The 11,309-nt window shown below is 70.5% G+C and carries 9 protein-coding genes; 4 read left to right on the top strand and 5 right to left on the bottom strand.

Annotated features, from left to right (window positions below; translation table 11 throughout):
- Positions 1 to 105: 105 nt before the first annotated feature.
- Positions 106 to 858, bottom strand: a complete 753-nt coding sequence (locus tag ACWGH4_RS21650) for a DUF4232 domain-containing protein (RefSeq protein WP_453463285.1) — start codon at positions 856 to 858, stop codon at positions 106 to 108.
- A gap of 203 nt (positions 859 to 1,061) precedes the next feature.
- On the opposite strand from ACWGH4_RS21650, the gene ACWGH4_RS21645 reads away from it, so the two are divergent.
- A complete protein-coding gene (locus ACWGH4_RS21645) occupies positions 1,062 to 2,459 on the top strand; it encodes a helix-turn-helix domain-containing protein (RefSeq protein WP_453463282.1) in 1,398 nt (465 codons plus the stop codon).
- 30 nt (positions 2,460 to 2,489) lie between these two features.
- Here the strand turns inward: ACWGH4_RS21645 and argS are convergent, their stop codons facing one another.
- Positions 2,490 to 4,253 carry an arginine--tRNA ligase gene (gene argS, locus ACWGH4_RS21640; protein WP_453463279.1) on the bottom strand — a complete coding sequence of 588 codons (1,764 nt, stop codon included), beginning with the start codon at positions 4,251 to 4,253 and terminating at the stop codon, positions 2,490 to 2,492.
- A gap of 200 nt (positions 4,254 to 4,453) precedes the next feature.
- Here argS and lysS point away from each other — a divergent pair, with 200 nt between their 5' ends.
- Positions 4,454 to 6,187 carry a lysine--tRNA ligase gene (gene lysS / locus ACWGH4_RS21635; RefSeq protein WP_441265636.1) on the top strand — a complete coding sequence of 578 codons (1,734 nt, stop codon included), beginning with the start codon at positions 4,454 to 4,456 and terminating at the stop codon, positions 6,185 to 6,187.
- A gap of 130 nt (positions 6,188 to 6,317) precedes the next feature.
- On the top strand, positions 6,318 to 6,515 hold the full coding sequence (locus ACWGH4_RS21630; protein WP_453463276.1) for a hypothetical protein: 198 nt from the start codon (positions 6,318 to 6,320) through the stop codon (positions 6,513 to 6,515).
- 76 nt (positions 6,516 to 6,591) lie between these two features.
- Here ACWGH4_RS21630 and ACWGH4_RS21625 read toward each other — a convergent pair whose 3' ends face one another.
- From ACWGH4_RS21625 to ACWGH4_RS21615, 3 genes are all read right to left on the bottom strand, one after another.
- On the bottom strand, positions 6,592 to 7,995 hold the full coding sequence (locus ACWGH4_RS21625) for a DUF2637 domain-containing protein (RefSeq protein WP_453463273.1): 1,404 nt from the start codon (positions 7,993 to 7,995) through the stop codon (positions 6,592 to 6,594).
- Positions 7,996 to 8,127: 132 nt separating this feature from the next.
- Positions 8,128 to 8,844, bottom strand: coding sequence for a DUF3558 domain-containing protein (locus tag ACWGH4_RS21620; RefSeq protein ID WP_453463270.1), 717 nt, complete (start codon positions 8,842 to 8,844; stop codon positions 8,128 to 8,130).
- 223 nt (positions 8,845 to 9,067) lie between these two features.
- Positions 9,068 to 9,919, bottom strand: a complete 852-nt coding sequence (locus tag ACWGH4_RS21615) for a DUF3558 domain-containing protein (protein ID WP_453463267.1) — start codon at positions 9,917 to 9,919, stop codon at positions 9,068 to 9,070.
- Positions 9,920 to 10,103: 184 nt separating this feature from the next.
- Here ACWGH4_RS21615 and ACWGH4_RS21610 point away from each other — a divergent pair, with 184 nt between their 5' ends.
- Positions 10,104 to 11,297, top strand: coding sequence for an RtcB family protein (locus tag ACWGH4_RS21610; protein ID WP_453463264.1), 1,194 nt, complete (start codon positions 10,104 to 10,106; stop codon positions 11,295 to 11,297).
- Positions 11,298 to 11,309 lie beyond the last annotated feature (12 nt).

Genomic DNA, 11,309 nt, shown 5'->3' with positions numbered 1-11,309 from the left:
TATCCACCCGCCATCTGCACGCCTGCCCCACCCGCTCGGGGGGTGCGGGGGCGCCGCTGTGGGGGGGCCCGGGCGGTGGGGGCCCCCCGCTCGCCCGCACAGGAATCAGTACATGAGGGCGTCGTCCATCGAGCCCTGCCAGTAGCTGACCGTCGTGGTGGTGTCGGTGTACGTGTCGGCCGGCAGGCTGATCACGGCCGGGGCGGCGTCGGTCGAGCCGGAGCCGCTGCGCGGGGCGAAGTGCACGGCGAGCCGGGCGGCCGTACGGCCGTCGCTCCCGCTGCCGTCCGCCGCCGCGAGCATGATCGAGGCGTAGGCGGACTCGCCCGGGGCGATGGTGACGACGGCCTGCGGCCTGCTGTCCTGGTTGACGGCCGTGGCGGCCTGCGCGTCGTCGAAGCGGAGCAGCGGCGCGTGGTACGCGTTGCACGGCTTCGAGCCCGTGTTGGTCATGGTGAGCAGCGCGTGGTTGATGGGCCGGCGCACCGTGCTGTAGGTGACCTTCACGTCCGCGCCGCATGCGGTCGTGACCGGGCCCGCATCCTCGGTACCGCCACCGGAGCCGGCGGCGGAACCGCCGGAGCCACCCGTGCCGCCGGTGTTGCCTCCGCTGTTCCCCTTGCCGTTGCCTGCCGGCTTGCCGGCCGACGGGCTCGCGGACCCGGCCGGGTCCGAAGTCGGGGACGCCTTCGGGTCCGCGGTCGGGTCCTGGGTCGGCTTCTGCGGGGCGGGAGCACTCGCGGAGGGGGCCGCGCCCTCGTCCCGGGCACCGTCGTCGCTCTGGCAGGCGGTGAGCGAGAGGGCCGCGATCAGGGCGGTGGCGGCGACGGCCGTCGTGCGGATCAGGTTGGTGCGCATTGGTTGTTCTCCCCGTTGAAAGGTCGTTCTCTGTCGGTGCCTTGCGGCGTGGTCACAGGTTGGCGAGGGGCGGATTCCGGCCGCAACGCCGGCCGGACCATTGGGGATGCCGGAATGCCTGCGAGTACTCTGACCTGGGTGAAAAGCCCTTCCCTGGAACGCCGTTCCGGGACGTGGCACCGGCGACGCGGGGGAGAACAGCAGTGGCGACGACGCCGGAGGCCGACCAGCTCGCGGCCGTGCTGCGGCAGTTGAAGGACCGCTCCGGACTCAGCTACGGAGTGCTGGCCGCCAAGCTGCACGTCAGCACGTCGACGCTGCACCGCTACTGCAACGGTGACGCAGTTCCGGCCGAGTTCGCATCTATCGACCGGCTCGCGCGGCTGTGCGGTGCGCAGCGCGAGGAGTTGGTCGATCTGCACCGGCGGTGGATCCTCGCGGACGAGGCCCGCCGACGCGGACGCGCCGGAGCGGAGACGGCGACCCCGACCGCCGCGCCGGCCGTGGAGGCCGCGGCCGACGAGGAAGCGGGACGCGGGACCGGCGTCACGGACGGCGGCGCGAGCACCGGCGGCACGGCCGAGGCGGGCTCCGCCCCCGCCGCGGACGAGCCCGCTCCGCCGCCTGCCACCGGCGCCACCGTCGAGGGCGGACCGCGGCCCGGCACCGTCCACCGCTCCCGGCGCAAGGCCCTCCTCGTGGCCCTCGCCGCAGCCGCCGTCGTCGCGATGGCCGTCCCCGTGGCAGTCGTCGCGAGCGACTCCGGCGACTCCAGGGACACGGCTGCCACGGGCGCCTCGGCCGACGGGCCTGCCGGAGCCGCCGCGCCGACCGGGGCCGTGTCCCGTTCCGCCTCCGTCACCGGCTCCGCCTCACCCTCGACGAGCGCCTCACCGAGCGGCAGCGCGGACCCGAGTGCCTCCCCTCGCAGCGCGACCCCGTCCGCGGAGGCCTCCGGGGACGGCAAGGCCCCGGCAGGGAACGGCGGCGTGCCGCTGCGCGTGGGGGTCAGTTCGTACAACTGGGCGTCGCCGTGCGGGCAGTACTACCTCTTCGAGGGGAAGCCGGACGGAGTCCCCCCGCCGCCCGCCCCGCAGGACCGCCGGCGCTGGGCCGGCGTGCTCGGCGGCGTCGACGCCGGCCACATGCAGCTCCAGCTGACCGCCACCGGCAGGACCGAGGATTCGGTCGTCATCAACGCCGTGTACGTACGGACAGTTGCCCGGGGCGCGGCGCTCGCCTGGAACGCGTACTCGATGGGCGAGGGGTGCGGCAGCGGCGTCACCCCGCAGACCTTCGACATCGACCTCGACGCGGGCCGCCCCGTCGTGAAGCCCGTCGCGGGAACGGACGGCGATCTGACCGTGCCCGCCAAGGACTTCCCGTACAAGGTGGCGTCGAACGATCCGCAGGTTCTCAACTTCGACGTGCACACCGAGGGGCACGACGTCAGCTGGTATCTGGAGGTCGCCTGGAGCAGCGGTGACCGGAGCGGGACCGTCCGCGTGGACGACGGCGGCAGGCCGTTCCGTACCAGTGCCGCGGAAGGCCGTCCCATGTACGACTACTGGCCGGACAAGGGCGAGTGGGTGGCTCGCTGACTCGTCCGGCCAGTGGGTGGAACGGTGTGATCAGAGACGCTCGGGCGTCCGGATGCCCAGCAGCGCCATGCCCTGGTGCAGCGTCCGCCCGGTGAGGTCGACGAGGAAGAGGCGGTTCTCCACGACCTCCGCCGGGTTGTCCGCGCTCAGCACGTGGCACTGGTCGTAGAACGTCGTCAGGTGCGAGGCCAGCTGGTACAGGTACGCGGCCAGCTTGTGCGGCTCGTACGAGGACGCCACCTCGGCCAGCACCTCACCGAACTGGTCCAGGTGCAGACCGAGCGCACGCTCCGCCGGGGCGAGCGCGAGCTCCGGGTGCGCGACCGGGCTGCGGTCGCCCGCCTTGCGCTTGATCGACTGGATCCGGGCGTACGCGTACTGCAGGTACACGGACGTGTCGCCGTTCAACGACACCATCTGGTCCAGGTCGAACTTGTAGTCGCGCACCGCGGACGTCGACAGGTCGGCGTACTTCACCGCGCCCACGCCCACGTACCGGCCGTTCTCGACGATCTCCTGCTCGCTCAGGCCCACCTTCTCGGCCTTCTCGCGCACCACCGCCGTCGCGCGGTCGATCGCCTCGTCCAGCAGGTCCACCAGCCGCACCGTCTCGCCCTCACGGGTCTTGAACGGCTTGCCGTCCTTGCCCAGCACGGTGCCGAAGGCCAGCTGGACCGCCTTGACCTTGTCGTTCAGCCAGCCGGCCCGGCGGGCGGTCTCGAAGACCATCTTGAAGTGCAGGGACTGACGGGCGTCGACGACGTACACGAGGGTGTCCGCGCCGAGGTTCTGCACACGGTCGCGGATCGCGGAGAGGTCCGTCGCGGCGTAGCCGTAGCCGCCGTTGGACTTCTTCACGATCAGCGGGACCGGATTGCCGTCGGGGCCCTTCACGTCGTCGAAGAACACGCACAGCGCGCCCTCGGAGCGCACGGCGACGCCGGACTCCTCGAGGATGCGGCAGGTCTCGTCGAGCATGTCGTTGTACCCGGACTCACCGACGATGTCGGGGTCCCGGATCTCCATGTCGAGCTTCTCGAAGACCGAGTAGAAGTAGATCTTCGACTCGTCGACGAACTTCTGCCACAGCGCGAGGGTCTCCTCGTCGCCGGCCTGGAGGTCCACCACCCGGCGCCGGGCCCGGTCCTTGAACTCCTCGTCGGAGTCGAACAGGGTGCGCGAGGCCTTGTAGAGGCGGTTCAGGTTGGACATCGCCTCCTCGCCGGAGACGCCGTCCCTGTGGTCCAGCTCGTGCGGGTGCTCGATCAGGTACTGGATGAGCATGCCGAACTGGGTGCCCCAGTCGCCGATGTGGTGGCGGCGGACCACCTTCTCGCCGGTGAACTCCAGGATCTGCACCATCGCGTCACCGATCACGGCCGACCGCAGATGACCGACGTGCATCTCCTTGGCCACGTTCGGCTGCGCGTAGTCGATCACCGTGGTGCCGGACTCCGCGGCGAAGGGCACGCCGAGACGGTCGTCGGCCGCACGCGCGGCCAGCGTGCGCGTGATCGCCATGTCGGTGATCGTGATGTTCAGGAAGCCGGGGCCGGAGACCTCGATGTCCCCCAGGACGTCGTTCGGGCCGATGGCGTCCACGACCTTGGCCGCCAGCTCGCGGGGATTGCCCTTGAGCTTCTTGGCCAGCGCCAGGATGCCGTTGGCCTGGAAGTCGGCCCGGTCGCTTCGTCGCAGCAGGGGGTCGGCGGCACCGGCCTCCGGCAGGGCTGCCGTGAGGGCGTCCGCGAGGCGCTGCTGCACATTCGAAGCGAGGGAAGGGACCGAGGCCATGAGCTTCCGTTCCGATAGGAGAAGGTCTGTTGCGGTTGTCAAGTATCCCATGGAGACACAAGCGGTTTCCCGGAACAATGAGCCGCGCCCCGCAGAGCCCGGAGTGATCTGCTCCGTCTGGGAGAATGACTGAGAGCTCCGGCTCCGCCCAGCTCCGCCCCAGCTTCAGCCAGCTTCGAGAAGCTTCGAGAAAGAAGGACGTGCCGACCGTGGCTCAGAGCAGCACCGAGACCGACTGGGTCTCCCGTTTCGCGGACGAGGTCATCGCCGAGTCGGAGCGACGTGCGCCTGGCAAACCGGTCGTCGTCGCCTCCGGACTGTCCCCCTCCGGCCCCATCCACCTGGGCAACCTCCGCGAGGTCATGACCCCGCACCTGGTCGCCGACGAGATCCGGCGGCGCGGCCACGAGGTCCGCCATCTGATCTCCTGGGACGACTACGACCGCTACCGCAAGGTGCCGGCCGGCGTCGAGGGCATCGACGAGTCCTGGGCGGAGCACATCGGCAAGCCGCTGACCTCCGTCCCCGCGCCCGCCGGCTCCGCCCACCCGAACTGGGCCGAGCACTTCAAGGCCGCGATGACCGCCGCCCTGGACGAGCTGGGCGTCGAGTACGACGGGATCAGCCAGACGGAGCAGTACACGTCGGGCGCCTACCGCGAGCAGATCCTGCATGCGATGAAGCACCGCGGCGACATCGACGCGATCCTCGACCAGTACCGCACCAAGAAGGCCCCCGCGAAGAAGTCGCAGAAGCCGGTCGACGAGGCCGAGCTCGAGGCGGCGGAGGGCTCCGGCGCGGCCGCGGAGGACGACGGCAGCGGCGGCGCCGGCGGGTACTACCCGTACAAGCCCTACTGCGGGCAGTGCGGCAAGGACCTGACCACGGTCACCTCGTACGACGACACGACCACCGAGCTGGCCTACACCTGCACCGCCTGCACCTTCAGCGAAACCGTCCGGCTGAGCGAGTTCAACCGCGGCAAGCTCGTCTGGAAGGTCGACTGGCCGATGCGCTGGGCCTACGAAGGAGTGATCTTCGAGCCGAGCGGCGTCGACCACTCCTCCCCGGGCTCGTCCTTCGTCGTCGGCGGGCAGATCGTCCGCGAGATCTTCGACGGCGTCCAGCCGATCGGCCCCATGTACGCCTTCGTCGGCATCAGCGGCATGGCCAAGATGTCGTCGTCGCGCGGCGGTGTGCCGACCCCGGCCGACGCGCTGAAGATCATGGAGGCGCCGCTGCTGCGCTGGCTGTACGCCCGCCGCAGGCCCAACCAGTCCTTCAAGATCGCCTTTGACCAGGAGATCCAGCGGCTCTACGACGAGTGGGACAAGCTCGCCGCGAAGGTCGAGGACGGCAGCGCGCTGCCGGCCGACGCCGCCGCGTACTCGCGGGCCGTCCGCACCGCCGCCGGTGAGCTGCCGCGCACCCCGCGCCCGCTGCCCTACCGCACGCTCGCCTCCGTCGTCGACATCACCGGCGGCCACGACGAGCAGACCCTGCGCATCCTCAGCGACCTCGACCCGGCGAACCCGCTCTCCTCGCTCGACGAGGCACGGCCGCGGCTGGACCGCGCCGAGAACTGGATCACCACCCAGGTCCCGGCCGACCAGCGCACCGTCGTCCGCGCCGAGCCCGACACGGAGCTGCTCGCCACCCTGGACGACGAGGGCCGCGAGTCGCTGCGGCTGCTGCTCGAGGGCCTGGACACGCACTGGTCCCTGGACGGCCTGACCACGCTCGTCTACGGCGTGCCGAAGGTGATGGCCGGTCTGGAGCCGGACGCCAAGCCCACGCCGGAACTGAAGATCGCCCAGCGCTCGTTCTTCGCGCTGCTGTACCGCCTGCTCGTCAGCCGTGAGACCGGACCGCGTCTGCCCACGCTGCTGCTGGCAGTGGGCGCGGACCGGGTCCGCAAACTGCTGGCCGCCTGACGACCGTGCCCGGCAGGGCCCTCGCCCCGTGAGGGGTGAGGGCCCTGCGGCGTTTCTGCATCCTTCGGCCTACCCCGGGATCCGCCGTGCGCACGACGAAACGGCCACGGCACCGGGAGACGGTGGAGGCATGAAGGAAATCGCGGCGATCATCGGCTGGGTGACCGGCGTCCAGGGCGTACTGGGCTGGGCCGGCCTGACCTTCGGCGACAAGCCCTGGGGCCTGCTCCACAAATGGTGGGAGATCCCGGCCGCCGGCTACATCGCCGTGGCCGTGGCGGGCGTGGCGCTCGCACTCGCGGCGGAGGCCGCAAAGAAGCGGGCGTGACCTGGGGCCGCCAAGAAGCGGGCGTGACGTGGAGGCTGCCTGCCTCGAAGCGGCTTCGACGTGAGGGCCGGCCCCGTCACGCGATGTGCTCGGCCTCCAGGTCGGCCTGGTGGCGGTTCTTGAACTCGGGCATCAGGCGGCGCAGCAGCGCCCCGCTGCGCGGGTGGTTCACCCCGTGGCGGTCGGCGAGCAGTATGTCGAGGTGGTCGGCCTTCGGCCAGTCGTTGTTCTCCTTGACGTACGTCCTGAACACCGGGTACGCGAGCTCCGCGAACTCCTTGTCCTCGGCCGTGTAGTCGGGGGCGGGCTCGGACGCGGGCTCCTCGTAGGGCACGGGGCCCTCGACGCCGCTGTCCGCGTAGGTCTCGGACGGCTCCTGCCGGGCGTACGGCTGCTGGTACGGCACCGCCTGCTGCGGGGCGTAGGGAACCTGCTGCTCGTACGGCCCGTCCTGCGCCTGCGACTCGGGCGACGGCCCGGAGCCCAGCGGACGCGTGCGGCCGGGACCCGCCGGGACCGGCACCGGGTGCGGCTCCAGGCCCTCCACGTACGTCGGGTTGTACGCGCGCTCGTACGCGTCCTGCGGAACCTGCGGAGCCGCGAACCACGGGCTCTCGTGGGAGCCCGGACCCTCGTACGGCTCCTCGCCGGGAACCTCGGAAGCCGGCTCGTCACGCCGGGCCGCGACCGCACGCTCCGGCTCGCGCCGGGACGGCTGCTCCGCCTCGCCGCCCACCGGCAGCTCCGGCTGCGCCGCGGCCTGCGCCACCGGCGCCGGGGGCAACAGGACCGGCTCGATGCCGGCGGCCGCCAGGCCGGCCGGGGCGGTCTGCGCCAGCGGCACGCCGAACTTCGCCAGCCGCAGCGGCATCAGCGCCTCGATCGGGGCCTTGCGCCGCCACGCCCGGCCGAAACGTGCCTGAAGACGGGCCTGGTAGATCAACCGGTCCTGCTCGAGCTTGATCACCTGCTCGTAGCTGCGCAACTCCCACAGCTTCATCCGCCGCCACAGCTTGAACGTCGGGACGGGGGAGAGCAGCCAGCGGGTGAGCCGCACACCCTCCATGTGCTTGTCGGCCGTGATGTCCGCGATCCGGCCCACCGCGTGCCTGGCCGCCTCGACGGCCACGACGAACAGGATCGGGATGACGGCGTGCATGCCGACACCGAGCGGATCCGGCCACGCCGCCGCGCCGTTGAACGCGATCGTCGCGAAGGTCAGCAGCCAGGCCGTCTGGCGCAGCAGCGGGAAAGGTATCCGCATCCACGTCAGCAGCAGGTCGAGCGCCAGCAGCACACAGATGCCGGCATCGATGCCGATGGGGAAGACCAGGGAGAAGTCGCCGAAGCCCTTCTGCTCCGCGAGCTCGCGCACGGCGGCGTACGACCCGGCGAAGCCGATCGCGGCGATGATCAACGCGCCCGCGACGACGACCCCGATGAGTATTCGGTGCGTGCGTGTCAGCTGCATCGCGGCCACCCGCGACCCCTCCCCAATTCCTGGACCGGATTTCCGCACAGGCCCCTGCGCGGATCCTGAACCGGCGGGCACAGCCTGGCACATGCCACCGGAGTCCGGTCCTCCGGGCTCCCGGCGTTACGTACTTGTGTACTACTTGTTGGCCGTGGCGACCGACGCCACTGCCTCCTTGGCGGCCTTGAGGGCGTCCTTCGTCAGATCGGCTGCGGACGGATTCTTCGCGCCCGCGTAACCCGTGCCGTTGTACGTGAGCGTCACCACACCGTTCTCGGTGCGGGCCACGATCGTGGCGTAGGTGAAGTCCTCGTCGGTCTTGCGCAGCGTGTAGTTGACCGTCGTCGCCTCGTCGCCCACACCCGGTGCCGGTGACGTCTTGACGTCCTTGGCACCCTCGGTGCCCTTGGCCTTCGCGATCTCCTTGGCGTACGACTCCACGGCGCGCTGCTCGCCGCTCACGGCGAGCGAGGCGTCGGAGTCGTAGCGCAGGAACGAGACATCGAGCCAGCGGTACTGCGAGCCCTTCACGCCGTTGTCGTCCAGGCCGTTCCAGGAACAGCTGCCGCGCCGCGCGATGTCCGACGACTTGCCGGCCGTGCCGCCCTTGGACTTGGTGCCCGGCACCAGGTCCTCGATCGTCTTCTCCGCGATCGAGTCGCACGGACTCGGCAGCTTGCTGAACTTGGCGGGAGCGACCGTCGGGGACTTCTTGGCCTCAGGGGTGGCGGAGGCGGAGGAGGCGGAGCCCTTGGAAGCACTGTCGGAGTCCGAGGAGCAGCCTGCGACGACGAGCATCACCGGGACGGCGGCGCAGGCGAGTATGCGGGTGAGTCGCGGGGCTGAACGGTGCATGGTTCCTTCAGTCGGTCAGGTACTCGGTCGGTCAGGTACTCGTTCGGTCGGGCACGTGGTCGATCAGGTACTCGGTCGATCGGTCAGGCAGTCGGTGGGCCGGGCAGCCGGTCCGTCGGAGCGGCCACCGGACGCACCGGCGAGGCCACCGTACGCGGACCCGCCGCAACTGTGTGCCGGACCGCTGAACGCGAAAACGGCGCAACCCGGGCCGCGAGGCCGCTCACTCGTCGAACTGCTCCGCCAGGTTCCGGGCCAGACTCCGCGCCTTTTCCTGCAGTTCCTTGCTGTCGGGCACTCCTCCCGTCACGGCCGGCTGCTCGCCGTAGACGACGGTGACGATCACATTGGATGTGCGGAACACCACGCTCACGGTGCGGCGCTGAACCGTGGAACCGGCGCGGCCGAGCACGTCGTCCAGGAACGCCGCGTCACCGAGCCCGTCCAGCGCCCGGGGCTCGAGGCCCTCGAGAGCGGGAGCGGAGGAGGACGTACCGGCGGACGCGGAAGCCCCGGCCGCCGTGTCCGTGGACGCTCCGGCGGCCGGGCCGGCGCCGCTCGAACTCCCGGCCGCCGGGCTCTGGGTGGCCGACGGCGAGGCGCCGTCCGTCTCCGGCTCGTCCTTCAGGGGCGCGATCGGAACGGAAGCGGAATTCTGCTTCTTCTCGAAGACTTCTTGCGCACGGTCGTCGTCGCTGACGGCCGGGTCGTAGGAGACGACGCGTTCGAAGTCGACCCGCAGCTGGTGGGAGGCGTCCGGGGCGTCGCCCTTCCAGCTGCACGCGACGCGGCGGTCCGTGTCGTAGGTGACGGCGGCGGTGCCGCGCAGGACCTTCTGCTGCTGCTCCTCGGGGAGCGTCACGGTGCCCGGCAGCAGGTCCTTCAGCGTGGAACGTTCGACGGACCCGCACGGCTCGAGAAGCGTGCGGTACTTGCCGGGGGGTGCCGCGGAGGCCTTGGCACCGTTGACCTTGGCGTCGATGTCGGAGCCTTCGGTGCCGTCGCCGGCGGTGCAGCCGGTCACGAGCGCCGCGAGAAGCGCCGCCACGCCGGGCACGTACGCCTTTCGTTGCACGCCCGGGCTCCCTTCTGTCTGTGCTCCGCGCCGCTGTCACGGCGAAAACTGGTTGCCGCCGTTCGGAGGCCGATGGACACAATGTCTATCGCACACGCCGCCGTGGCCGCCGGTCTGTCGAGTCTTTCGCCGTCATTGGTCACGTCATTTGCGTTTCACGCCGTTCCGGGGGAATCGAGTAAATATGTCGTACGTGGAGATGCCGGGCGCCAAGGTCCCGATCCGTATGTGGACCGACCCTTCGACGGTCGAGGACGTCGCGCTGCAGCAGCTGCGGAACGTGGCCACACTGCCGTGGATCAAGGGCCTGGCCGTGATGCCGGACGTGCACTACGGCAAGGGCGCCACCGTGGGCTCGGTGATCGCGATGCACGGTGCGGTCTGTCCGGCCGCCGTCGGTGTGGACATCGGCTGCGGTATGTCGGCGGTGCGGACGTCGCTGACGGCCAACGACCTGCCGGGCGACCTCTCGCGGCTCCGTACCCGGATCGAGCAGGCCATCCCGGTGGGGCGCGGCATGCACGACGAGATGGTCGACCCCGGGAAGGTGTACGGCCTCCAGACCGGCGGCTGGGACGCACTCTGGGAGCGGTTCGACTCCGTGGCCGACGCGGTGAAGTTCCGCCGGGAGCGGGCCACGAAGCAGATGGGGACGCTGGGCGGCGGAAATCACTTCGTCGAAGTGTGCATCGACACCTCCGGCTCCGTATGGCTCATGTTGCACTCCGGTTCTCGGAACATCGGCAAGGAGCTCGCGGATCACCACATCGGTGAGGCGCAGAAGCTTCCCCACAACCAGGGGCTGATCGACCGCGACCTGGCGGTGTTCGTCTCGGACACCCCGCAGATGGCGGCCTACCGCAACGACCTCTTCTGGGCGCAGGAGTACGCCAAGTACAACCGCGCGGTCATGATGGGGCTCCTCAAGGAAGTGATCCGCAAGGAGTTCAGGAAGGCCAAGGTCACCTTCGAGCAGGAGATCAGCTGCCACCACAACTACGTGGCGGAGGAGCGGTACGCGGGCATGGACCTGCTGGTCACGCGCAAGGGCGCGATCCGGGCCGGCAGCGGTGACTTCGGGATCATCCCCGGTTCCATGGGCACCGGCTCGTACATCGTGAAGGGCCTCGGCAACGAGGCGTCCTTCAACTCGGCCTCGCACGGCGCCGGCCGCAAGATGAGCCGGAACGCGGCGAAGCGGCGCTTCTCCGCGCGTGACCTGGAGGAGCAGACGCGCGGCGTGGAGTGCCGCAAGGACTCCGGCGTCGTGGATGAGATCCCGGGCGCGTACAAGCCGATCGAGAAGGTCATCGACCAGCAGCGGGACTTGGTCGAGGTCGTCGCCAAGCTGAAGCAGGTCGTCTGTGTGAAGGGCTGAGGGCCCCTGGCC

This window comes from Streptomyces sp. NPDC054847, assembly GCF_053610925.1.
Note: the sequence above shows the minus strand (reverse complement) of the source record. Positions and strands in the feature narration are given on the sequence as shown.

Bases quoted from the DNA above. Each gene is read 5' to 3' on its own strand.
- ACWGH4_RS21620 (WP_453463270.1), bottom strand. From the start codon at position 8,844: ATGCACCGTTCAGCCCCGCGACTCACCCGCATACTCGCCTGCGCCGCC.
- ACWGH4_RS21610 (WP_453463264.1), top strand. From the start codon at position 10,104: ATGTCGTACGTGGAGATGCCGGGCGCCAAGGTCCCGATCCGTATGTGG.
- ACWGH4_RS21630 (WP_453463276.1), top strand. From the start codon at position 6,318: ATGAAGGAAATCGCGGCGATCATCGGCTGGGTGACCGGCGTCCAGGGC.
- argS (WP_453463279.1), bottom strand. From the start codon at position 4,253: ATGGCCTCGGTCCCTTCCCTCGCTTCGAATGTGCAGCAGCGCCTCGCG.
- ACWGH4_RS21650 (WP_453463285.1), bottom strand. From the start codon at position 858: ATGCGCACCAACCTGATCCGCACGACGGCCGTCGCCGCCACCGCCCTG.